Source organism: Catellatospora bangladeshensis (assembly GCF_016862575.1).
Taxonomy (GTDB): Bacteria; Actinomycetota; Actinomycetes; order Mycobacteriales; family Micromonosporaceae; genus Catellatospora; species Catellatospora bangladeshensis.
The window spans coordinates 1-20875 of sequence record NZ_BONF01000003.1 but is presented as its reverse complement, the minus strand read 5'-3'; the positions used below and the strand labels follow the sequence as shown (position 1 = coordinate 20875).

Genomic DNA, 20875 nt, shown 5'->3' with positions numbered 1-20875 from the left:
GGCGATCAGTCCTTCTCCCAGAACGCCGGTCCGACCGGCACCTTGTAGTCGCCGGTGGCAACCAGGTAGCCCTCCGCGTCCACGCTGATGGGCAGCATGGGCAGCGACCGCGTGGCCGGGCCGAAGATCGGCCGGGCGTTGTCGGTGATGAGGAACTGCGACTGGTGACAGGGGCAGAGCAGGCGGTTGGTCTGCTGCTCGTAGAGGCTGGCCGGGCAGCCCGCGTGGGTGCAGATCTTCGAGTACGCCACGAAGCTGCTCCAGGTGCTGCCCTGGTTGATGTTGTAGAGCCGGCCGTTGAGCAGTGCCGCGTCGTCCTCACGCAGGTGGATCAGCAGCGTGGGCGAGTCGGCGTGGTGGTTGGTCTGGCCACCCGGGATGTGCGGGAACACCGTGATCTGGCCGCCGGTGCTGACCTCCTCCGGCCGGATGAGCGTCTCGTCGTCGCGCATCAGGCGGATCGGGTTCTGCGGCGTGGCGCCGGCGAACCCGGTCTTGAAGAGGATGTCGGGGTGGTGCGGGTCCTTGATCAGGGCGCCGATCGGCACCGCGGCCGCCACCGCGCCGACGGGCAGCAGGCCCAGCAGCGACAGCTTCAGCAGCGGGCGGCGGGACAGGCCGAACTCCTCGCCGATGAACTGCAGCGTGTTGCCGGTCAGCTTCTGCTCGGTCGGGTCGGACGGCCCGTCGTGCCGCTCCTGGATCGCGATCTCGTGCGGCAGCAGCTTCTTGCCCCAGGTCAGGATGCCCAGGCCGATGCCGAGCAGGGCCAGGCCCAGGGTGAGGCCCAGGACCGGGGTGTAGAGCTTGCTGGCGTTGGTGCCCGGCTCGTACTCCCACGGCCACCAGATGAACGCGACCAGGAAGGCGGTCGCCGCGAGGCCGGTCAGGATGAAGAAGAACGCGACGATGCGGACCATCCGCTTCTCGCCCTTGGAGCCCGGCGCGTACTGCGGCTCGTAGTGGACGATCTCCACGCCGTCGCGGCGCGCGCCCTCGCGCACGATGTCGAACCGGGTGAGTTCCGGGTCGTTCAGGTCGACGCCCGAGGCGTCGCGCACCTGGGTGCTCGTGTCACTCATGACTTACCTGCAATCCAAAGCGAGGCGAAGACCAGGGCAACCACACCGACCAGGAAGATCGCGAGGCCCTCGGTCACCGGACCGAAGCGGCCGAGGCCCCAGCCGCCCGGGTCGGCGTCGGTCTTCAGGTTCTGCACGTAGGCGATGATGTCGAACTTGTCCTGCGGGGAGAGCTCGTTGTCGCCGAAGACCGGCATGTTCTGCGGGCCGGTCAGCATCGCGGCGTAGATCTGCCGGTCCGTGGCGGGCTCCAGGGTCGGCGCGTACTTGCCGCTGGACAGCGCGCCGCCGCCGCCGGAGAAGGCGTGGCAGGACGAGCAGTTGATCCGGTAGAGCTCGCCGCCGCGGGCGATGTCGCCCTTCGACGCGTAGTCCTCACCCTCGGGGAGCTGCGGGCCGCCGCCCAGCTCCTGGATGAACGCGCCCAGCTGGCGAGCCTGGTCGTTGGTGTACAGCGGGGGCTTGCGCCCGGCCTGCGCCTCCTGGCGGGCGGCCGGCATGCGGCCCGTCTCCACCTGGAACTCGACCGCTGCGGAGCCGACGCCGATCAGGCTCGGGCCCCGGCCCGCCACACCCTGCGCGTTGGCGCCGTGACAGGAGATGCAGCTCTGGTCGTACAGCGCCTTGCCCGCCTCGGCGGCCGGCGTCAGCGGCGCGGCGCCCTGCGCGCCACCGGGCGCGACGATCGCGTAGATCCCGCCCGCGAACACCAGCGCTGCGAACATGCGCAGCGCGGAGTTCAGCCGGCGGCGCACGCGGCCGCGCTGCTTGGGCGCGCCCGGCGCCGGGCGTGGGGTGTCAGATGTCATGGCCGAGCTCACATCCGCTCCAGCAGGTAGATCATGAAGAAGAGGCCGACCCAGACCACGTCGACGAAGTGCCAGTAGTACGACACCACGATCGCCGAGGTCGCCTGCGCCGGCGTGAACCGGCCCATGGTGGTACGGATCATGTAGATGATGAAGGCGATCAGACCGCCTGTCACGTGCAGGCCGTGGAAGCCCGTGGTCAGGTAGAACATCGACCCGAAGCCGTCCGAGTTGATCTTCACACCCTCGCTGACCAGCACGCGGTACTCGTTCACCTGGCCGAGCACGAACGTCAGGCCCATCAGGAACGTGATGGTGAACCAGAACCGCAGCCCGTACACGTCACCCCGCTCCGCGCGCAGCACGCCGATCTGGCAGGTGATGGAGGACAGCACCAGGATCGTCGTGAAGAAGACCGCGTACGGCAGATTCAGCACGTGGGCGTTCTTCTCCCACATGCTGTAATCCGCTGCGCGGATCGCGAAGAACATCGCGAACAGCGCCGCGAAGAACATGAGTTCGCTGGAGAGCCACACGATCGTCCCGACGCTGACCATGTTGGGCCTGGTCAGGGAGTGGATCCTGCTCTTGTCGATGGCTGAGGCGGCAGTCACGCGGTCATTATTGCCCCCGACCTGCATCGGCGAGCGTCGGGGTGCCTGGTTGGCGGCGTGTCGCCACCCGGCGGCACCGTCGCGACCACCACCGTTTAGCCTCGGGTGGTGCCGCCTGTCGATCATTTCACCGCGCTGACCTCCCCTGTTACGACCTTGAGCGCCGAGACGCCCCCGTTCACCGTCGAGACTCTGGTGACCGGCGCCCGGCTGGACTCGTGGCTCGCGGTGGGTCTGCTGCTCGCGGCGGCGCTCTACCTCTACGGCACGCACCGGCTGCGGATGCGCGGCGACCGGTGGCCCGTGGGGCGCACCGTCGCCTTCCTCGGCCCCGGCCTGGGCACGCTCGCCCTGGTCACCGTCAGCGGGATCGGCGGCTACGACACCACGCTGGTCAGCGTGCACATGATCCAGCACATGGCGCTGTCCATGGTCGCCCCGATCTTCCTGGCGCTGGGCGCGCCGGTCACCCTGGCCCTGCGCACGCTGCCCGCGAAGCCCCGCAAGACGCTGCTCGCGGTGCTGCACAGCCGGGTCGCGGCGGTGCTCGCGTTCCCGCTGACCGCGTTCGCCATCTTCATCGCCAACCCGTTCGCGCTGTACTTCACCAGCCTGTACGAGCAGACGCTGCGCCACGAATGGCTGCACGAGGTCATGCACGCGCACTTCATCGCCACCGGCTGCCTGTTCTTCTGGCCCCTGCTCGGGCGCGATCCGCTGCCCGGCCGCTGGCCGTATCCGGCGCGCGCGCTGCTGATGGTGCTGAGTGTCCCGTTTCACACCGTGTTGGGGCTCACCATCATGCAGTCGAAGACGCTCCTCGGCGGCGACTGGTACCCCTCGCTCGGCCTGTCCTGGATGGATCCCTGGGCCGACCAGGTGACCGCGGGCGGCGTGCTGTGGGCGGGCGGCGAGATCGTCTCTGTGACGATGCTCGCCATCCTGGTGGCCCAGTGGATCCGCCAGTCCCGCCAGGAGGCGGCGCGCATCGACCGGCAGCTCGACCGCGAGGACGCCGCCCGGGCGGCCGGGGAGGCCGCCGAGGATGCCGCCACGGCGCCGCCGCAGACTGACGGCGCACCGCACGACCACGAGATCACCTCACCGCTTAGGATGAGCGCATGAGTACCAAGACCGTCCTGCTCTACAGCGACGACTCGCAGGTCCGCGACCGGATGCGGCTGGCCATCGGCGAGCACCCCGCCCCGGACCTCGAGGTCGAGTTCGTCGAGGCGTCCACCTACGGCGAGTGCGTCAAGCTCGTGGACGACTACGAGATCGACCTGCTGGTGCTGGACGGCGAGGCGACCCCGGGCGGTGGCCTGGGCGTGGCGCGTCAGCTCAAGGACGAGATCGACGAGTGCCCGCCCACCTGCGTCGTGATCGCGCGCTCGGCCGACCGCTGGCTGGCGGCGTACGCCCGCGTCGACGCGACGCTGGTCCACCCGCTCGACCCGATCGAGACCGCCAGGGCCATCGCCAACCTGCTGCACGACGAATCCTCCGTGGCCGCTTGAGCAGTGCTCCGCGCGCCACGCCCTTCACCCCTGGAGGCCCGATGGGCGACCGGAACACCTGGCCCCACCTGCTCGGCACGCTGCTGCGGCGCGAGGAGCTGACGGCCGACGACACCGCCTGGGCCATGGGCGAGATCATGACGGGCGCGGCGACGCCGTCGCAGATCGCCGGCTTCGCGCTGCTGCTGCGCGCCAAGGGCGAGACCGCCGACGAGTTCTCCGGCCTGGTGGCCACGATGCTGGCGCAGGCCGCTCCCCTGCCGCAGACCGACGAGCAGCGGCTGGTCACGGTCGACGTGGTCGGCACCGGCGGCGACCAGGCGCACACGGTCAACATCTCGACCATGTCCGCGATCGTCGCCGCCGGGGCCGGGGCCCGCGTCGTCAAGCACGGCAACCGGGCCGCCTCCTCGTCCTGCGGCACCGCGGACGTGCTGGAGTTCCTGGGCATCCCGCTGGACCTGACCCCGCAGCAGGTCTCCGCGGTCGCCGACGAGGTCGGCATCACCTTCTGCTTCGCCGCGACGTTCCACGCCGGGCTGCGCCACGCCGGTGGCGTACGCCGGGAGCTGGGCGTGCCCACCGCGTTCAACTTCCTCGGCCCGCTGACCAATCCGGCCCGGCCCCGGGCGGGCGCGGTCGGCTGCGCCGACATGCGCATGGCCGGCGTGATGGCCCGGGTGTTCGCCGATCGCGGTGACACGGTCCTGGTGCTGTGCGGCGAGGACGGCCTGGACGAGTTCACCACCGCCGCGCCCACGCGCGTCTGGCTGGCTCGTGGCGGCCAGGTGACCCCCCTGACGGTCGACTCCGCCGACCTCGGCGTGCCCCGCTCGTCCGCGGGGGACCTGCGCGGCGGCGACGTGGCCGTCAACGCCGACGCGGTGCGCCGCCTGCTGGCCGGCGAGACCGGCGCGGTGCGCGACGCGGTGCTGGTCAACACGGCCGCCGCGCTCACCGCCCACGACTGGGCGGTCGCCGGTGCGGGGGCACCCGACCCGGACACGATCGGCACGGAGCTGACCGAGGCGCTGCACGTGAACATGCGGCGCGCCGCCGAGGCGATCGACTCCGGCGCCGCGGCCGCCGCGCTGGACCGCTGGATCACCGCGGCCGCGGCCGCGAAGTACGCCGAGTAGTACCCATACGCGAAAAGACCGGCTCCCTCCGTGGTGGAGGGAGCCGGTTTCTCGTATGTGCCGGAGCTCAGTGCTCCGCGGTGCGCCGGGTGCCGGTGTAGTACTCGAACAGCAGGGCCGAGCTGGACAGCAGCACGCACACGATGCCGAGCGCGATCAGCCACCACATCCAGAACACCAGGCCGAGCGAGGCGATCAGCGCCGACACCGCGATGCCGAACGGCCAGTAGCTGCCGGGGCTGAAGAAGCCCAGCTCGCCGGCGCCGTCCGCGATCTCCGCGTCGAGCCGGTCCTCCGGGCGCGGGTCGATGCGCCGCGAGACGAACCAGAAGTATCCGCCGCACATCGCGCACAGCAGCGTGGACAGGACCAGCGCGGTCGTGCCGATCGCCTCCACCCCGCCCATGGCGTGGTTGGTCCACCAGCCGTAGACCACGGCCGCCACGATCAGGAACAGCGAGACGCCGATAAAGATCCGGTATTCCGTCTTCATAGTCCTCAGCCTCAGTTCGCGGTGCGCAGGGTCGGGAACGGCACGGTCTTGGTCGCGAACGCGGGCTCACCGATCGCCGTCAGCGCCTGCGGCGTGTTCTTGCCCGCCTTCAGCGCCGCCACGAACTGCTGGTACTTCTCCGGCGTCACGGCGCGCAGCTCGAAGTTCATCATCGAGTGGTACGTGCCGCACAGCTCGGCGCAGCGCCCGACGTAGGCGCCCGGCTGGGTGACCGTCACCTCGAACTGGTTGACCACGTTGCCCGGGAAGACGTCGCGCTTGAACAGCAGCTCCGGCACCCAGAACGAGTGGATGACGTCGGCGCTGTGCTCGACGAAGCGCACCGTCTGCCCGACCGGGACGACCACGATCGGGATGTAGTTGCTGTCGCCCGGGGTGCTCTCCACCCGCTCGGCGTCCGGCTCGGGGCTGGCGAGGTAGTTGAACTGCCAGTTCCACTTGAACGCGACGACCTCGACGGTGGCGTCCGGGTTCTTGCTCAGCCGGTCCACGTCGGTCTGGATGATCGCGGTGTAGTAGAAGAGCACCGAGATGACCAGGAACGGCAGCACCGTGTAGAGGATCTCGATCGGCAGGTTGAACCGCGTCTGCGTGGGCAGGTCCACGTCCCCGCGCTTGCGGCGGTAGGCCGCGATGCACCAGAAGATCAGGCCCCACACGAACACGCCGACCGCGAGAGCCGCGACCACGGAACCGACCCACAGGTCGTACATCCGCTCGGACTGCTCGGTGATGCCGCCCTTCGGCCAGCCGAAGCCACCGAACGCGTCGCCGACGTTGCACCCGGCGAGCAGCGTCACCGCACCGACCGACATCGCGCTCAAGCCGAGAACTCGCCTGCGGGCTCGCTTTGCGACCACCTGCTCCTGCCTCCCTAAGCAGCGCCACCCTCGGACGCACCGGTGAGGGGCGTGACCGACGGTCGCAGAGTACTTCACCCCGGGCCCGCTGCCGGGCCTGGGGTGGGCCCGGTGATCCGGCGTGTCCACGGGGACGTCATGACGGCGACGGAGCCGCCACCGCTAGATCACGATACCGTCGAGGGGTGCGAGATCCCCGGCAGGCCGGACCCATCGATCGCGACGAGAACGGGGTCGGCGCGTACTTCGATGCGGCCACCGCGACCCCGCTGCACCCGGCCGCGCGCGAGGCGCTGCTCGCCGCGCTCGGCGACGGCTGGGCCGACCCCGGCAAGCTCTACACCCGGGCGCGCCGCGCGCGGCTGCTGCTGGACGCGGCCCGCGACACGATCGCTCAGGTCCTGGGCGTACGCGCCGACGAGCTGAGCTTCACCAGCAGCGGCACCACCGCCGTCCACGCCGCCGTCCTCGGTGGACTGGCCGGCCGCCGCCGCACCGGGCCGGGCTTCGTCCGCTCCGCGATCGAGCACTCGGCCGTGCTGCACGCCGGCGAGCGGCACGTGCGCGACGGCGGCACGGAGACCGAGGTGCCGGTGGACCGCCTGGGCCGGGTAGATCTCGACGCGTGGGGCGCGGCCGTGACGGCCCCCGGTGTGGCGCTCGCCTCACTGATCAGCGCGAGCCACGAGGCCGGCACCGTGCAGCCGGTCGCGCAGGCCGCCGCGCGCTGCCGCGACGCCGGGGTGCCGCTGCACGTGGACGCCGCCATGTCACTGGGCCGGGTGCCGGTGCCCGGAGGCTGGTCGCTGCTGACCGGCAGCGCCCGCAAGTGGGGCGGTCCGGCCGGGGTGGGCCTGCTGGTGCTGCGCAAGGGCACCCGCTGGGTGTCCCCGTATCCGGCCGACGACCGCGAGTCCGGCCGCTGGCCCGGCGCCCCCGACCTGCCCGCGATCCTCGCCGCCGCGGCGTCGCTGCACGCCGTGCACGAGGCGGCCGCGAAGGAGGGCGAACGGCTGTCCGCGCTGGTCGAGCACGTACGCGCCACCGTCGCAGCGACCGTGCCGGACGTCGAGATCGTGGGCGACCCGGTGGACCGGCTGCCGCACGTGGTCACCTTCTCCTGCCTCTACGTCGACGGGGAGGCGCTGCTGACCGCGCTCGACCGGCGCGGCTTCGCGGTGTCGTCCGGCTCGGCCTGCACGTCGTCCACGCTGCGGCCGAGCCACGTGCTCGCGGCGATGGGCGTGCTCACGCACGGCAACATCCGGCTGTCGCTGCACCGGGACACCACGCCCGAGCAGGTGGACCGGTTCCTGGCCGAGCTGCCCGGCATCGTGGCGGCGCTGCGCGCGGAGGTGGGGATGTGAGCCTGCCCACCGGAGAACCGGCCGAGGTGCTGGACTGCCTCGGTCAGCGCTGCCCGCTGCCCGTCATCGCGCTGGCCAGGCGGCTGCCGCAGGTGCCGGTCGGGACCGTGGTCCGGGTGCTGGCCGACGACCCCGCCGCCGCCGTCGACATTCCGGCCTGGTGCCGCATGCGCGCCCAGCAGTACGTGGGCGCCGCCTCGGTGGACGGCGCCCCCGCCTTCGACGTCAGACGCGTCGCCTGACCCGTCAGTTCAGGTGCGGCCGGACCGCGGCCGCGGCGCCGTCGCCGTAGGACTCGGCCAGGCGCTTGAGGAAGTTGTCCGGGTCGACGTCGTACTCCTGGGTGCCCACCGTCTCCAGGACCAGCGTCGCCACCAGCGCGCCGACCTGCGCCGCGCGCTCCAGGCCCAGGCCCCAGGACAGGGCCGCGAAGAAGCCGGCCCGGAACCCGTCGCCGACCCCGGTCGGGTCGTACGCGTGGATCTCCCGCGCCACCGGCACCCGGATCGGGGCGAAGTCCCGCCCGGTGATCTCGACGCCGTTCTTGCCGAGCGTGGTGACCCGCACCTTGACCCGCTCCAGCACCTGCGCCGAGGACAGGCCGGTCTTCTGCTCCAGCAGCGAGTTCTCGTACTCGTTGGTCAGCAGGTACTCCGCGCCCTCGATGAGCTGGTGCACGTCGTCGCCGCCCATCCGGGCCAGCTGCTGCGACGGGTCGGCCGCGAACGCGTACCCCCGGTCCCGGCACTCCTGCGAGTGCCGCACCATCGCGACGGGGTCGTTGGCCCCGACGATGACCAGGTCGAGGCCGTCGAGGCGCTGGTGCACGGGGGCCAGCTCGATGTTGCGGGCCTCGCTCATCGCCCCGGCGTAGAACGACGCGACCTGGCACAGGTCCTCGTCGGTGGTGCAGACGAAGCGCGCGGTGTGCGCGATCTCGCTGATGTGCACCGAGTCGCAGTCCACGCCGTGCCGCTCCAGCCAGGCGCGGTAGTCGGTGAAGTCCGCGCCCACCGCGCCGACCAGCGCCGGGCGCAGGCCCAGCTTGGCCATGCCGAAGGCGATGTTGGCCGCCACGCCGCCGCGCCGGATCACGAGGTCGTCGACCAGGAACGACAGCGACACCTTGTCGAGCTGGTCGGCGATGAGCTGGTCCGCGAAGCGGCCCGGGAAGTGCATCAGGTGATCCGTGGCGATCGATCCGGTTACGCAGATCTTCATGGTCGGCCTTCAGGTCGGCGATGGATGGGCGCGGAAAGCCTACCGGTCGCCGCACATACGACAGCGGCACTCCGGCGTGGCCGGAGTGCCGCTGTGTGTCCACGCCCACAGGGCGCGAAACCGAAGATCAGTGGAACGAGTCGCCGCAGGCGCAGGAGCCGCCGGCGTTCGGGTTGTCGATGGTGAAGCCCTGGGCGTCGATGCGGTCGGCGAAGTCGACGGTGGCGCCGGCCAGGTAGGGCGCGCTCATCCGGTCGACGACGACCTCGACGCCGTCGAACTCCTTCACGATGTCGCCGTCGAGCTCGCGCTCGTCGAAGAACAGCTGGTAGCGCAGACCGGAGCAGCCGCCGGGCTGGACCGCGACGCGCAGCCGGAGGTCGTCGCGACCCTCCTGCTCCAGCAGAGCCTTGACCTTGCCGGCCGCGATCGGGGTCAGGTTGATACCGGTGGCGTCCGTCTTGATGTCGGGCGTGGTCACAGGGTGCTCCTCCAGCGTGAAGTGCTGATAATCCTTCGAGATAACGCTAGCGCGCCCCAGGTTGATTCCCCACGGCGCCTCACGGGCCTCACCCGCGCAGTGTGTCGTTGATGACGCGCCGGTGAGTGGGCCGCGCCTCGGCGTGCCGCTGCTGCCCCGGATCGGTGAGCCGGACGTACACGCCGCGCCGGTCGGTGGCGCAGAGCGCGCGCTCGACCAGGCCGTCCTTCTCCAGCCGGGCCACCGTCCGGGACAGGGCGCTCTGGCTGAGGTGGATCAGCTCACCCAGCTCCTGCATGCGCAGGCACCGGTGCTCGTCCTCGACCAGCCGGTCGAGCACCTCGAACTCGCTCATGCCCAGCTCGTGCTGCTCCTTGAGCGCGCTCTCCAGCGCCCAGGACAGCGCCGCGAACTGCCGGGACAGCTCGCGCCAGGTCTTGACGGCCACCTCTTCGGGCATGGCCGCAGCTTAACATGCAGGTGCAGTAAATGTGAACGCATTTAATGCTTGCGCATTCAATGCACGTGCATTTAGCGTACGCAGAGACGCCCGTCTCCCGAAAGGACACCGCCCATGCGTGCGCTGCTGGTCGACCACGACGCCCCCGCCCACCTCCGGATCGGCGAGGTGCCGGATCCGGTCGCCGGACCCGGCCAGGCTCTGGTCGAGGTCAGGGCGATCTCCTTCAACTTCGGTGATCTGTCGCACGTTCGCGACCTGCCCGCGGGCACGGTCACCGGCTGGGACGCCGCGGGCGTGGTGGCGGTGGCCGCCGCCGACGGCTCCGGCCCGCCCGCCGGCGCCCGGGTGGTCACCTTCGGCGGCGAACCGGCCTGGGCCGCCCTGCGCGCCGTCGACACCGCCGAGCTGGCCGTGCTGCCCGAAGAAGTGTCCTTCGCCCAGGCCGCGGCGCTGCCGGTGGCGGGCCTGGCCGCGCTCAACGGGCTGCGGCGGATCGGGCCGCTGCTGGACCGGCGCATCGCGGTGACCGGCGCGTCCGGCGGCGTGGGCCGGTTCGCGGTCCAGCTCGGGGCGCTGGGCGGGGCGCACGTCATCGCCGTCGCCGCCAGCCCGGAGCGCGCCAAGGGGCTGCGCGAGCTGGGGGCCGCCGAAGTGGTCGCCTCGGTCGGCGAGATCACCGGGCAGCTCGACGGCGCGCTGGACAACGTCGGCGGCCCGGCGCTGCCCGCGCTGTGGGAGCTGCTCGCGCTCGACGGCACGGTCGTGTCGATCGGGTCCGCGTCGGATGAGCCGTCGGTGTTCCCGCCGTACTCGACGATCGGGCGGCGGCGCCGCCTCGAGGCGTACATCGGCGAGGTGGACCGAGGCAACGGTGTTGACCTGGCATACCTGGCGGGCCTGGTGGCCCAGGGGCGGCTGGATCCGCAGCTCGGCTGGCGCGGCGGCTGGGAGCGGGCCGCCGAGGCGGCGGAGGCGTTCTTCGCCCGCCGCGTCAACGGCAAGGCCGTGCTCGACGTGAGCTGACCGCCGGGCGCCACGGGGGCGCCCGGCGGTTGGGAAGGGCACCTTCTACATCGCAAAGCGATGAGAAGGTGCCCTTCCTTTCAGCGGGACCACTGGGCGGCGAGGCGGGCGGAGAGTTCGCGCAGGCCGCGGGCGGGTTCGGCGAGGGCCAGGTCGACGCTGCCGAAGTGGTCGACGAGGGCGTACGCCTCGGTGACGCCGGCCACGCCCTGCTCGCGGCGGCCGGTGGTGACGCGGCCTGCCAGCACCACGCACGGGATGCCGAGGTCGCGGGCGGCGCCGGCCAGGCCGGAGATGGCCTTGCCGCGCAGGGACTGGTGGTCGAACGAGCCCTCACCGGTGATGACCAGGTCGGTCTCCTCCAGCACCTGGTCCAGGCCGGTGAGTTCGCGGACCAGGTCGATGCCGGAGGCCACCGTGCCGCCGAGCGCGAGCAGCGCCGCGCCGAGACCGCCCGCCGCGCCGCCGCCGGGCAGCTCGGCCAGCTTCGCCGGGCAGCCGGGCAGCTCGCGCTCCAGCACCGCCGCCCAGTTGGCCAGGGCCGCGTCGAGCAGGGTGACGTCCTGCGGGGTGGCGCCCTTCTGCGGGCCGTACACCGCGGACGCGCCGTGCAGGCCGGTCAGCGGGTTGTCGACGTCGGTCGCCGCGATCAGCTCGACGCCGGGCGGCAGCAGGACGGCGGCCTCCTCGTCGCCGCCGGTCACGGCGAGGGAGGCGCAGGTGGTCAGGGCCGCGCCGCCGGGGGCCAGGGGCTGGCCGGCGGCGTCGAGGCCGACCGCGCCGAGGGCGGCGAGCAGGCCCGCCCCGCCGTCGTTGGTGGCCGAGCCGCCCAGCCCGACGACCACGCGCCGGGCGCCGTGCGCGAGCGCCGCCTGGACCAGCGCGCCGAGGCCGTATGAAGAGGTGAGCTTCGGGTCCCGCTCGGCGGGGTCGACCAGGTGCAGACCGCAGGCCTGGGCGCTCTCGACGTACGCGGTGACGTCGCCGGGCTCGCCGACCAGCAGCACCGCGCCGGCGGCCGGGCGGCCCAGCGGGTCGGTCGTGGGGACGGGGAGCAGCTCGCCGCCGAGCGAGGAGTGCAGCACCTCGACGAAGCCGGGGCCGCCGTCGGCGATCGGGCGGCAGATCAGCTCGTCGGCGGCGGCGACGGTGCGCCAGCCCTCGGCCACGGCCTGCGCCGCCTCCACCGCGGTGAGCGTGCCGGCGAACTTGTCGGGACAGATCAGCACTCGCATGGCCAGCACCATAACGGCGCTGTTTGCAGTCGCGCGCCAGCCCACGGCGGCGTCCCACGCGCGCGCCGTGGGGCAGGCCACAGCGCAACGGGAGCGACTGCACCGGGCGATCGGTGCCACTATGGGACACGTGACTGCTCCCGTACTGCTGCTGCTCGGCCGCGGCAAGGATCCGGACGCCGAACGCGGTGTCGACTGTCCGGGCGACCTGCCCGCGCCCAGCGACCCGGGCCTGGTCGAGCGCGCCGCCGCCGCCAAGGCCGCCCTCGGTGACCGGGTCTTCGTGCTCGGCCACCACTACCAGCGTGACGAGGTCATCCAGTTCGCCGACGTGACCGGCGACTCGTTCAAGCTGGCCCGCGAGGCCGCCGCGCGGCCCGACGCCGAGTTCATCGTGTTCTGCGGCGTGCACTTCATGGCCGAGTCGGCCGACATCCTCACCACCGACGCCCAGCGCGTGGTCCTGCCGGACCTGGCCGCGGGCTGCTCCATGGCCGACATGGCCGTGCTGGAGCAGGTCGAGCAGTGCTGGGACCTGCTGACCGACCTCGGCATCGCGGGGTCGACGGTGCCCGTCACCTACATGAACTCCTCCGCCGACATCAAGGGCTTCGTCGGCCGCAACGGCGGCGTGGTCTGCACGTCCTCCAACGCCAAGCGCGCGCTGGACTGGGCCTTCGAGCAGGGCGAGAAGGTGCCCGGAGCGGATGCGAAGCAGTCCGCGACCAAGGTGCTCTTTCTGCCCGACCAGCACCTGGGCCGCAACACGGCTGTGCTGGAGATGGGCTACTCGCTCGACGACTGCGTGCTCTACGACCCGCACAAGCCGAACGGCGGCCTGACCGACCAGCAGCTGCGTGACGCGAAGATGATCCTGTGGCGCGGGCACTGCTCGGTGCACGGACGGTTCACGTACGAGAACGTGGTCGCCATGCGCGAGCAGGTGCCCGGCGTGAACATCCTGGTGCACCCCGAGTGCCGGCACGAGGTGGTCACCGCCGCCGACTACGTGGGCTCCACGGAGTACATCATCAAGACGCTGGACGCGGCCCCGGCCGGTTCGGCGTGGGCCGTCGGCACCGAGCTGAACCTGGTCCGCCGCCTGGCCGCGGCGCACCCCGACAAGCAGGTCATGTTCCTGGAGAAGACGGTCTGCTACTGCTCCACGATGAACCGCATCGACCTGCCCCACCTGGTGTGGGCGCTGGAGGAGCTGGTCGCCGGGCGGGTGCCCAACCAGATCACGGTCGACCCCGACACGGCGCATCACGCCCGGGTCGCCCTGGACCAGATGCTGGCCCTGCCGTAGGCATTTGGTTACGCTGAGTGCGAGCGCCGTGTCCGAATCGCGGCGCTCGTGTTCATTTAAGCTTGCCGTGTATTCCGTCACACATCACGCAGCGCTATGCTGCCGGGGTTTGCTTTTCCGGCCCGCCCCATACCCAGGAGGTCTGCCTTGTCGGACGACGTGCTCATCGTCAGCGGAGGAAGCCCGCTAAAGGGCGAGGTGCGGGTCCGCGGGGCCAAGAATCTGGTCTCCAAAGCCATGGTCGCCACCGTGCTCGGCGAGAGCCCGAGCGTGATGTACGACGTGCCGAAGATCCGCGACGTCGAGATCGTGCGCGGGCTGCTCGAACTGCACGGCGTGAAGGTGACCAACGGCGCCCTGCCCGGTGAGCTGCGCTTCGACCCGTCGAACGTGGAGCGCGCCGGGGTCGACGAGATCAACGTGCACGCAGGCTCCAGCCGGATCCCGATCCTGCTGTGCGGCCCGCTGCTGCACCGGCTCGGCCACGCGTTCATCCCCGACCTGGGCGGCTGCCACATCGGCCCGCGCCCGATCGACTACCACCTGGAGGCGCTGCGCCGCTTCGGCGCGGTCGTCGACAAGTCCCCCGAGGGCCTGCACCTGTCCGCCCCGGACGGCCTGCACGGCATCAAGTACGAGCTGAACTACCCGTCGGTCGGCGCGACCGAGCAGATCCTGCTCACCGCCGTGCGCGCCGAGGGCGTCACCGAGCTGTCCAACGCCGCGGTCGAGCCCGAGATCATCGACCTGATCTGCATCCTGCAGAAGATGGGCGCGATCATCAAGGTGCACACCAACCGGGTGATCGAGATCGAGGGCGTGCCGCACCTCGGCGGCTTCTCGCACCGCCCCATCCCGGACCGCATCGAGGCCGCCAGCTGGGCGTCCGCGGCGCTGGCCACCAAGGGCGACATCACCGTCAAGGGCGCCCGCCAGGCCGACATGACCACGTTCCTGAACGTGTTCCGGTCCATCGGCGGCGAGTTCGACATCGACGACAACCCGGTCGACGGCGGCATCCGCTTCTGGCACCCCGGCGGCGACCTGCGCCCCGTCGCGCTGGAGACCGACGTGCACCCCGGCTTCATGACCGACTGGCAGCAGCCGCTGGTCGTCGCGCTCACGCAGGCCAACGGCCTGTCCGTGGTGCACGAGACGGTGTACGAGAAGCGCTTCGGCTACACCAGCGCGCTGAACCAGATGGGCGCCAACATCCAGGTGTTCCAGGAGTGCCTGGGCGGCACCCCGTGCCGCTTCGGCCGCCGCGGCTTCCGCCACTCGGCCGTCATCGCGGGCCCGTCCAAGCTGCACGCCAGCGACCTGGTCATCCCCGACCTGCGGGCCGGGTTCAGCCACCTGATCGCCGCGCTCGCCGCCGAGGGCACCTCCCGGGTGCACGGCGTCGACCTGATCAACCGCGGGTACGAGGACTTCGAGGCCAAGCTCGCCGGCCTCGGCGCCGCCGTCTCCCGCTGACCCGCCCCCGTACCGCCCTCCCGGCGGGCCCCGCACGTGCCTGAACGCCGGCCTGCCGCGCCGAGCCCCCGCCCCGGGCGCTCGGCGCGGCAGGCCGGCGTTCGTTTCGTACGCGGGACGGAGAGCCTGGTCACAGCAGGTTGCGGCGTGGGCGGCAGGTGGCCCGCGCGGTCGGCTACCCTTGCTGCGTGCCGTTGTTCTCCCGAAAGTCCACCGACGCCCCTGCCGAGCCCACGGTCGCCGAGACCGAGGCTTCGGACATCGTGCGCGCGTCGCGTTCCCACACGCCCGGCAAGGGGCGCGCGACCCCCAAGCGCACGGAGGCGCAGCGCCGCAAGGCCGAGCCGCCGCCGGCGAACCGCCGCGAGGCGCTCAAGCGGGCGCGAGAGAAGAACCGGTCCGAGCGCCAGGAGGCCATGGCCGGGATGAAGGCGGGCGACGAGCGCTTCCTGCTGCCGCGGGACAAGGGCCCGGAGCGGCGCCTGGTCCGCGACTACGTCGACTCGCGGCGTACCGTCGGCACCTGGTTCTTCGGCGGCGCCTTCCTGATCTTCTTCCTGATCCAGATCCGCGAGCCGCGCATCCAGATCGCCGCGAACCTGATCTGGCTGCTGCTGGCGCTGGCCGTGATCGTGGACAGCATCCTGATCTGCCGGAAGATCAAGAAACTGATCAAGGCGAACTACCCGAAGACCACGCAGCGGATGGGCTCGCTCTACCTCTACGCGGTGATGCGCGGGATCACCTTCCGCCGCATGCGCATGCCGCAGCCGCAGGTGAAGTTCGGCGACCCCGTGGTCCCCACCAAGGCCTAGGACATCTGTACCGCCCGAATCGGGATCGCCGTGCCTGCACGGCGGTCCCGGTTCTTTTTACCGTCGAAGCCATGACAGAAGCGGTGCGGCTCGACGCGGTCGCCAAGGACTACGGCCCGGTCCGGGCGGTGGACGGGATCGACCTGTCCATCCCCCGCGGCCAGACGGTGGCGCTGCTCGGCCCGAACGGGGCCGGCAAGTCCACCACGATCAACATGCTGCTCGGCCTGCTGGAGCCCTCCGCCGGCACGGTGCGGGTCTTCGGCGACTCCCCCACCGGTGCGGTGCGGGCCGGTCGGGTCGGCGCCATGCTGCAGGAATCCGGCTTCGCCGCCAACGCGACCGTACGCGAGCTGGTCGAGCTGTCCCGCGCGCTCTACCGCGACCCCCTGCCCACCTCGGAGATCCTGGCCACCGCCGACCTGACCGGCCTGGCCGGGCGGCGGCTCGACAAGCTGTCCGGCGGGCAGTCGCAGCGGGTGCGCTTCGCGTTCGCCCTGGCGGGCAACCCCGAGCTGCTGGTGCTCGACGAGCCGACGGCCGCGCTGGACGTGGAGAGCCGGCAGGCGTTCTGGGCCGCGATGCGCCGCTACGCCGCGACCGGCCGCACGGTGCTGTTCGCCACGCACTACCTGGAGGAGGCCGACGACTTCGCCGACCGCGTGATCGTCATCGCGCGCGGCCGGGTCGTCGCCGACGGCAGCGGCACCGAGATCAAGAAGCTGGCCGGTGGGCGTACCGTCAGCTTCGACCACGACGGCGCGGACCCGGCCCGGCTGCGCGGCCTGCCCGGCGTGCTCGACGTCCGGCTGCGCGGCGAGCGAGCGATGCTGAGCTGCGACGACTCCGACGCCACGGTGCGCGCGCTGTTGGCGGACGGCCGCGGCTGGCGCAACCTGGAGATCGTCGGCGCGGGCCTGGAGGAGGCCTTCCTGACCCTGACCGCAACCCCCGGCAAGGAGTGACCGTGCGCGCGTACCTCGTCTTCGAACTGCGCCGGCTGGTCCGCGAGCCCCGCATGGCGATCTTCACGATCGTGCTGCCCGTGCTGATCTACAGCATCAGCAGCGGCAGCGGCGGCACCGTCGGCGACGTGACCGTCGCCAAGTACCTCATGGTCAGCATGGCCGCGTACGGCGCGCTGGTCGGCGCCCTGTCGGTCGGCATCGCCGTCTCGCACGAGCGCGCCAACGGCTGGCTGCGCCAGCTGCGCATCACCCCGCTCTCCCCCACCCAGGTGGTCACCGTGAAGGCGCTGCTGGCCTCGCTGCTGGCGATCCCGCCGGTGCTCGCGGTCGGCATCACCGCCACGATCTCGCAGGGCGTCGAGTTCAGCGCCGGGCAGTGGGTGGCGCTGGCCGGGCTGATGTGGCTGGGCAGCCTGCCGTTCGCGGCGCTCGGGCTGGCCCTCGGCTTCGCGCTGCCGCCGCAGCTGACCCAGCCGGTGAGCATGCTCGGCGTGTTCGGGCTCGCCTTCCTCGGCGGCCTGTTCGTGCCCGTCGAGGTGATGCCGAAGGCGCTGGCCGCGATCGCGGTGTGGCTGCCCAGCAACCGCTTCGCCGAGCTGGGCTGGTCGGTCGCGGGCGAGCACGCCCCGCCCGCCGCCGGGATCGCCGTGCTGGCCGCGTGGACGCTGCTGTTCGGCGGGCTCGCCGCCCTGTCCTACCGGCGCGCGGCGGCGCAGCGGTGAGGGGACCCTTCGAGGACCTGGGCCGGGCGGGTGCGACGGTGTCGTACCCGCCCGGCCCCGCCGACGCCGCCGCGGCCCGGCGCCGGGGCATCCGCCGGGGCGCCGTCTTCGCCGCGATCTGGCTGTGGCCGCTGGCCACCAACGTGCATGCGCTGCTCGCGGGCCAGGTCGCCATGGCGCTCACCGCCGCGGCGGGGCTGGCCGCGTTCGCCGGGCTCTACCTGTACGTGGTGGTGCGCGGGTTCAGCTCGCACCGGCCGCCGACCGTACGCGACCGGCTCCTGCTGGCGTTCCTGGCGCTGCTCGGGCTGGCGCTGGCCGCGGGCTGGGGCGGGCAGCCCGGCGGCTGGGGCGGGGTCATCCTGTACGTGGCCGCCGCCGGGGCGGCCCTCTACCGCCCGCCGGTGGCGTACCTGTGGCTGGCCGGGACCGTCGTCGCGCGGGCCGCCGTCGGGCTGGCCCACGGCGAGCCCTGGCCGGAGATCGGCGAGTCGGTCTTCAACCTGGTCATGGCCGCCGCGCTGGTGATGGTCGTGCGGCGGCTCATGCACCTGGTGCGCCAGCTGCGCGACACCCGCGACGAGCTGGCCCGCGCCGCCGTCGAGCGGGAACGCCTGCGCTTCGCCCGCGACCTGCACGACCTGCTCGGCCACAGCCTGTCCTTGATCGTCGTCAAGGCCGAGGTGGTACGCCGCACCGCCGGGCGCGACCCGGACGCGGCCGCCCGGGAGGCCGTCGAGATCGAGCAGATCGGCCGCACCGCGCTGACCGAGGTGCGGCAGGCCGTCACCGGATACCGCGCCCGGGCCTTCACCGACGAGCTGGCCGCGGCCGGTGCGGCGCTGGCCGACGCGGGCATCGAGCCGACCGTGCGGGTGCCCGCGCAGCGGCTGCCCGCCGCCGTCGACGACGCCTTCGCCTGGGCCGTGCGCGAGGCGGCCACCAACGTCATCCGGCACAGCGGCGCCACCTCCTGCGTCATCGCGCTCAGCGACACCGGCGGCTGGCAGCTGGAGGTACGCGACGACGGCCGCGGCCCGGCCCCGGACGACACCCGCCACGGCCACGGCCTGCGCGGGCTCGCCGAACGGCTGGCCCTGGTCGGCGGCACCCTGTCCACGGTGGACCTGGCCGGGGGCGGGTTCGTGCTGCGCGCCACCGCCCCGGCGGAGGCGGCCTCGTGAGCCGCGTACCGGCCACCCCCGGCCCGAGCGGAACCGCGCGCATGATCCGGGTGCTGCTCGCCGAGGACCAGGGCATGATGCGCGGCGCGCTGGCGCTGCTGCTGGGCCTGGAGCCCGATCTGGAGATCGTGGCGCAGGTCGGCCGAGGCGACGAGGTGTCCGCCGCGGCGGCTCGGACCAGCCCGGACGTGGCGCTGCTGGACATCGAGATGCCCGGCATGTCCGGGCTCGACGCCGCCGCGCTGCTGCGCGCCGAGGCCCCCGGCTGCCGGGTGCTCATCCTGACCACCTTCGGCCGCCCCGGCTACCTGCGCCGGGCCATGGACGCGGGCGCCCGGGGCTTCCTGGTCAAGGACGGGCCGGTCGAGGAGCTGGCCGAGGCGATCCGGCAGGTGCTGGCCGGGCGCACCGTCATCGACCCGGCGCTGGCCGCCGCCGCCCTGGCCGCCGGGCCGAACCCGCTCACCGACCGGGAGCGTGAGGTGCTGGCCTGCGCCGCCGACGGCGCGACGATCGCCGACCTGGCCGCCCGCCTGCACCTGTCCGAGAGCACGGTCCGCAACTACCTCTCCGCCGCCATCGGCAAGACCGGCACCCGCAACCGCATGGAAGCCCTCCAGGCCGCCCGCGCCCAGGGCTGGCTCTGACCCCGCCGACGGTCAGGGGGCGGCGGGTGCGGTCAGCGGACGCCAGCGGTTAGGAAGCCGACGGTCAGGGGCCGGCGGGTCCGCGGAGGCCAGCGCGGTCAGGGGAGGCTGGCCGGTCAGGGGAGGCCGGCGAGGCGGAGGAGGGCGGCGGTGCCCGCGGCGGCGACCACGACCACCACGAACGGGGCCTTGCGCCAGGCGAGGATCGCCCCGACGAGCACGCCGAGCGGGCGGGCCACCCCGAGGGCCACGCGGCCGGCCTCGGTGAACACCGCCGTGGCGACCAGGGCCGCGAGCAGGGTCGTGGCGGCGATGGGGAGCAGGTGCCGGAGCCGCTCGGGCAGCACGAGACGGTCGTGCAGCATGACGCCCGCGAGCCGGGTCGCGTAGGTCCCGGCGGCCAAGGCCAGGATCACCAGCAGGATCGTCATACCGGACGGCCGCCTCTCGCACCGGGCACGGGCTCGGCCCCGGCGGCGGGCGTCGCCGCCGCGGGGCGGGCCGGGGTGGGCAGGAACACCGCCGCGAGCACGCCCAGCAGCGCGAACAGCACCGGCACGCCCGCCGGGAGCAGGGGCGTCGCCAGTACGGCGATGAGCGAGCCCGCGATCGCCGCGGCCCTGGTCGCCCGGTCGCGCAGCGAGGGCAGCAGCAGCGCGAGCAGGCCCGCCGGGAACGCGGCGTCGAGCCCGTACGCCGCCGGGTCGCCCACGGCGCTGCCCAGCAGCACGCCGATCAGCGTGCCGATGTTCCAGGTCACGAAGATGCCGACGCCGACCGTCCAGAAAGTCCGCCCGCGCCGGGCCGGATCGGGCTCGGCCAGCGCGAACGCGGTGCTCTCGTCGATCACCACGTGCGCGCCCGCGAACCGGGCGGCCCGGCCGCCGCCCAGCGCGCCGCCCAGCGCCAGCCCGAACGGCAGGTGCCGCGCGTTGATCAGCAGGCCGCCGAGCACGGCGGCGAGCGGGCTGCCGGTGATCAGCGCCACCGCCAGGAACTGGGAGCCGCCCGCGAAGACGAGCAGCGACATGAGGATGGGCGCCCACCCGGGCAGGCCGCCCGCGACCGCGATCGCGCCGAACGACAGGCCGATGACGCCGGTCGCGGCGCTGATCGCCGCCGCGTCGCGCCACAGCCGCGCGTCGCGCCCACCCGTCGCGCCCATCAGGTAATCACCTCAAGCCGTTTCGTCAGTTACCGCTCACGATATCCCCGCCCGTTAACAACCCCCCAAGCCCGCCCACTTGCTGGACATCCCCACCCACCCCATCCCCGCCGACCCACCGGCCCGCGCCCCGCCGCACCCGCCGCACCCGCACCGCCCCGCCGCACCCAAGATCGTCCGACTTGCCTGGCAGGTGGGCGAATCTTGATGCGTGATACGCCCGTTTGCCAGGCAAGTCGAACGATCGAGGGACAGGCCGGGCGG

At 72.6% G+C, this 20875-nt stretch carries 24 protein-coding genes; 13 read left to right on the top strand and 11 right to left on the bottom strand.

Features of this window, described 5'->3' with window-relative positions; translation table 11 throughout:
• Window positions 1–5 precede the first annotated feature (5 nt).
• Genes qcrA through ctaE form a run of 3 tightly spaced genes read right to left on the bottom strand, consistent with a single transcriptional unit; the run spans window position 6 to window position 2505 of the window.
• On the bottom strand, window positions 6–1082 hold the full coding sequence (gene qcrA, locus Cba03nite_RS01500; RefSeq protein WP_203740815.1) for a cytochrome bc1 complex Rieske iron-sulfur subunit: 1077 nt from the start codon (window positions 1080–1082) through the stop codon (window positions 6–8).
• Complete coding sequence (gene qcrC, locus Cba03nite_RS01495; RefSeq protein ID WP_203740807.1) at window positions 1079–1891, bottom strand: cytochrome bc1 complex diheme cytochrome c subunit; 813 nt, start codon at window positions 1889–1891, stop codon at window positions 1079–1081. Before qcrC ends, qcrA begins: the two co-directional genes overlap by 4 nt.
• Before the next feature lie 8 nt (window positions 1892–1899).
• The gene (gene ctaE / locus Cba03nite_RS01490; RefSeq protein WP_203740804.1) at window positions 1900–2505 is read right to left on the bottom strand and encodes an aa3-type cytochrome oxidase subunit III; all 606 of its coding nucleotides are present in this window, start codon (window positions 2503–2505) and stop codon (window positions 1900–1902) included.
• Window positions 2506–2661: 156 nt separating this feature from the next.
• Here ctaE and Cba03nite_RS01485 point away from each other — a divergent pair, with 156 nt between their 5' ends.
• The 3 genes from Cba03nite_RS01485 to trpD are packed head-to-tail and all read left to right on the top strand — an operon-like array spanning window position 2662 to window position 5161.
• A complete protein-coding gene (locus Cba03nite_RS01485; RefSeq protein ID WP_239125382.1) occupies window positions 2662–3630 on the top strand; it encodes a cytochrome c oxidase assembly protein in 969 nt (322 codons plus the stop codon).
• Entirely contained in the window at window positions 3627–4022 is a 396-nt protein-coding gene (locus Cba03nite_RS01480; RefSeq protein WP_203740799.1) for a response regulator, read from the top strand. The genes Cba03nite_RS01485 and Cba03nite_RS01480 overlap by 4 nt, the downstream gene beginning before the upstream one ends.
• A 41-nt stretch (window positions 4023–4063) precedes the next feature.
• The gene (gene trpD / locus Cba03nite_RS01475; RefSeq protein ID WP_203740797.1) at window positions 4064–5161 is read left to right on the top strand and encodes an anthranilate phosphoribosyltransferase; all 1098 of its coding nucleotides are present in this window, start codon (window positions 4064–4066) and stop codon (window positions 5159–5161) included.
• Window positions 5162–5228: 67 nt separating this feature from the next.
• Here the strand turns inward: trpD and Cba03nite_RS01470 are convergent, their stop codons facing one another.
• Window positions 5229–5654 (bottom strand): cytochrome c oxidase subunit 4, encoded by a 426-nt coding sequence (locus tag Cba03nite_RS01470; RefSeq protein ID WP_203740795.1) that lies wholly within the window; start codon window positions 5652–5654, stop codon window positions 5229–5231.
• Between the two features lie 11 nt (window positions 5655–5665).
• Window positions 5666–6490, bottom strand: a complete 825-nt coding sequence (ctaC, locus tag Cba03nite_RS01465; RefSeq protein WP_203740793.1) for an aa3-type cytochrome oxidase subunit II — start codon at window positions 6488–6490, stop codon at window positions 5666–5668.
• Window positions 6491–6720: 230 nt separating this feature from the next.
• On the opposite strand from ctaC, the gene Cba03nite_RS01460 reads away from it, so the two are divergent.
• Entirely contained in the window at window positions 6721–7902 is a 1182-nt protein-coding gene (locus Cba03nite_RS01460) for a cysteine desulfurase family protein (RefSeq protein ID WP_239125381.1), read from the top strand.
• A 2-nt stretch (window positions 7903–7904) separates the two neighbouring features.
• Window positions 7905–8144 (top strand): sulfurtransferase TusA family protein, encoded by a 240-nt coding sequence (locus tag Cba03nite_RS01455; protein WP_203740938.1) that lies wholly within the window; start codon window positions 7905–7907, stop codon window positions 8142–8144.
• A gap of 4 nt (window positions 8145–8148) precedes the next feature.
• Here Cba03nite_RS01455 and Cba03nite_RS01450 read toward each other — a convergent pair whose 3' ends face one another.
• The 3 genes from Cba03nite_RS01450 to Cba03nite_RS01440 all read right to left on the bottom strand — a co-directional run bounded on the left by Cba03nite_RS01450 (window position 8149) and on the right by Cba03nite_RS01440 (window position 10064).
• Window positions 8149–9123 carry a carbohydrate kinase family protein gene (locus tag Cba03nite_RS01450; RefSeq protein WP_203740791.1) on the bottom strand — a complete coding sequence of 325 codons (975 nt, stop codon included), beginning with the start codon at window positions 9121–9123 and terminating at the stop codon, window positions 8149–8151.
• 127 nt (window positions 9124–9250) lie between these two features.
• Complete coding sequence (locus Cba03nite_RS01445) at window positions 9251–9604, bottom strand: HesB/IscA family protein (protein WP_203740789.1); 354 nt, start codon at window positions 9602–9604, stop codon at window positions 9251–9253.
• Between the two features lie 88 nt (window positions 9605–9692).
• A complete protein-coding gene (locus tag Cba03nite_RS01440; RefSeq protein ID WP_203740787.1) occupies window positions 9693–10064 on the bottom strand; it encodes a MarR family winged helix-turn-helix transcriptional regulator in 372 nt (123 codons plus the stop codon).
• 114 nt (window positions 10065–10178) lie between these two features.
• Here Cba03nite_RS01440 and Cba03nite_RS01435 point away from each other — a divergent pair, with 114 nt between their 5' ends.
• On the top strand, window positions 10179–11090 hold the full coding sequence (locus Cba03nite_RS01435; RefSeq protein ID WP_203740785.1) for a zinc-binding dehydrogenase: 912 nt from the start codon (window positions 10179–10181) through the stop codon (window positions 11088–11090).
• Between the two features lie 80 nt (window positions 11091–11170).
• Here Cba03nite_RS01435 and Cba03nite_RS01430 read toward each other — a convergent pair whose 3' ends face one another.
• Window positions 11171–12325: a glycerate kinase family protein gene (locus Cba03nite_RS01430; protein WP_203740783.1), complete on the bottom strand. Its 1155-nt coding sequence runs from the start codon at window positions 12323–12325 to the stop codon at window positions 11171–11173.
• 130 nt (window positions 12326–12455) lie between these two features.
• On the opposite strand from Cba03nite_RS01430, the gene nadA reads away from it, so the two are divergent.
• The 7 genes from nadA to Cba03nite_RS01395 all read left to right on the top strand — a co-directional run bounded on the left by nadA (window position 12456) and on the right by Cba03nite_RS01395 (window position 19446).
• Window positions 12456–13634, top strand: coding sequence for a quinolinate synthase NadA (nadA, locus tag Cba03nite_RS01425; protein ID WP_239125380.1), 1179 nt, complete (start codon window positions 12456–12458; stop codon window positions 13632–13634).
• A 147-nt stretch (window positions 13635–13781) separates the two neighbouring features.
• The gene (murA, locus tag Cba03nite_RS01420; RefSeq protein WP_308442741.1) at window positions 13782–15110 is read left to right on the top strand and encodes a UDP-N-acetylglucosamine 1-carboxyvinyltransferase; all 1329 of its coding nucleotides are present in this window, start codon (window positions 13782–13784) and stop codon (window positions 15108–15110) included.
• A gap of 188 nt (window positions 15111–15298) precedes the next feature.
• Window positions 15299–15925 carry a DUF3043 domain-containing protein gene (locus Cba03nite_RS01415; RefSeq protein WP_203740778.1) on the top strand — a complete coding sequence of 209 codons (627 nt, stop codon included), beginning with the start codon at window positions 15299–15301 and terminating at the stop codon, window positions 15923–15925.
• Window positions 15926–15996: 71 nt separating this feature from the next.
• Window positions 15997–16890 (top strand): ABC transporter ATP-binding protein, encoded by an 894-nt coding sequence (locus Cba03nite_RS01410; RefSeq protein ID WP_203740776.1) that lies wholly within the window; start codon window positions 15997–15999, stop codon window positions 16888–16890.
• A 2-nt stretch (window positions 16891–16892) separates the two neighbouring features.
• Window positions 16893–17615, top strand: coding sequence for an ABC transporter permease (locus Cba03nite_RS01405; RefSeq protein WP_203740774.1), 723 nt, complete (start codon window positions 16893–16895; stop codon window positions 17613–17615).
• Window positions 17612–18799: a sensor histidine kinase gene (locus Cba03nite_RS01400; RefSeq protein ID WP_203740772.1), complete on the top strand. Its 1188-nt coding sequence runs from the start codon at window positions 17612–17614 to the stop codon at window positions 18797–18799. The genes Cba03nite_RS01405 and Cba03nite_RS01400 overlap by 4 nt, the downstream gene beginning before the upstream one ends.
• A gap of 41 nt (window positions 18800–18840) precedes the next feature.
• Entirely contained in the window at window positions 18841–19446 is a 606-nt protein-coding gene (locus Cba03nite_RS01395; RefSeq protein ID WP_203740936.1) for a response regulator transcription factor, read from the top strand.
• Window positions 19447–19562: 116 nt separating this feature from the next.
• On the opposite strand, the gene Cba03nite_RS01390 is transcribed toward Cba03nite_RS01395, so the two are convergent.
• Both Cba03nite_RS01390 and Cba03nite_RS01385 read right to left on the bottom strand, forming a co-directional pair.
• Window positions 19563–19877 carry an AzlD domain-containing protein gene (locus Cba03nite_RS01390; RefSeq protein ID WP_203740770.1) on the bottom strand — a complete coding sequence of 105 codons (315 nt, stop codon included), beginning with the start codon at window positions 19875–19877 and terminating at the stop codon, window positions 19563–19565.
• A complete protein-coding gene (locus tag Cba03nite_RS01385) occupies window positions 19874–20611 on the bottom strand; it encodes an AzlC family ABC transporter permease (protein ID WP_203740768.1) in 738 nt (245 codons plus the stop codon). Before Cba03nite_RS01385 ends, Cba03nite_RS01390 begins: the two co-directional genes overlap by 4 nt.
• Window positions 20612–20875: the final 264 nt, after the last annotated feature.

Bases quoted from the DNA above. Each gene is read 5' to 3' on its own strand.
- qcrA (WP_203740815.1), bottom strand. From the start codon at position 1,082: ATGAGTGACACGAGCACCCAGGTGCGCGACGCCTCGGGCGTCGACCTG.
- qcrC (WP_203740807.1), bottom strand. From the start codon at position 1,891: ATGACATCTGACACCCCACGCCCGGCGCCGGGCGCGCCCAAGCAGCGC.
- Cba03nite_RS01480 (WP_203740799.1), top strand. From the start codon at position 3,627: ATGAGTACCAAGACCGTCCTGCTCTACAGCGACGACTCGCAGGTCCGC.
- trpD (WP_203740797.1), top strand. From the start codon at position 4,064: ATGGGCGACCGGAACACCTGGCCCCACCTGCTCGGCACGCTGCTGCGG.
- Cba03nite_RS01470 (WP_203740795.1), bottom strand. From the start codon at position 5,654: ATGAAGACGGAATACCGGATCTTTATCGGCGTCTCGCTGTTCCTGATC.
- ctaC (WP_203740793.1), bottom strand. From the start codon at position 6,490: ATGTCGGTCGGTGCGGTGACGCTGCTCGCCGGGTGCAACGTCGGCGAC.
- Cba03nite_RS01450 (WP_203740791.1), bottom strand. From the start codon at position 9,123: ATGAAGATCTGCGTAACCGGATCGATCGCCACGGATCACCTGATGCAC.
- Cba03nite_RS01440 (WP_203740787.1), bottom strand. From the start codon at position 10,064: ATGCCCGAAGAGGTGGCCGTCAAGACCTGGCGCGAGCTGTCCCGGCAG.
- Cba03nite_RS01435 (WP_203740785.1), top strand. From the start codon at position 10,179: ATGCGTGCGCTGCTGGTCGACCACGACGCCCCCGCCCACCTCCGGATC.
- Cba03nite_RS01430 (WP_203740783.1), bottom strand. From the start codon at position 12,325: ATGCGAGTGCTGATCTGTCCCGACAAGTTCGCCGGCACGCTCACCGCG.
- Cba03nite_RS01410 (WP_203740776.1), top strand. From the start codon at position 15,997: ATGACAGAAGCGGTGCGGCTCGACGCGGTCGCCAAGGACTACGGCCCG.
- Cba03nite_RS01395 (WP_203740936.1), top strand. From the start codon at position 18,841: ATGATCCGGGTGCTGCTCGCCGAGGACCAGGGCATGATGCGCGGCGCG.
- Cba03nite_RS01390 (WP_203740770.1), bottom strand. From the start codon at position 19,877: ATGACGATCCTGCTGGTGATCCTGGCCTTGGCCGCCGGGACCTACGCG.
- Cba03nite_RS01385 (WP_203740768.1), bottom strand. From the start codon at position 20,611: ATGGGCGCGACGGGTGGGCGCGACGCGCGGCTGTGGCGCGACGCGGCG.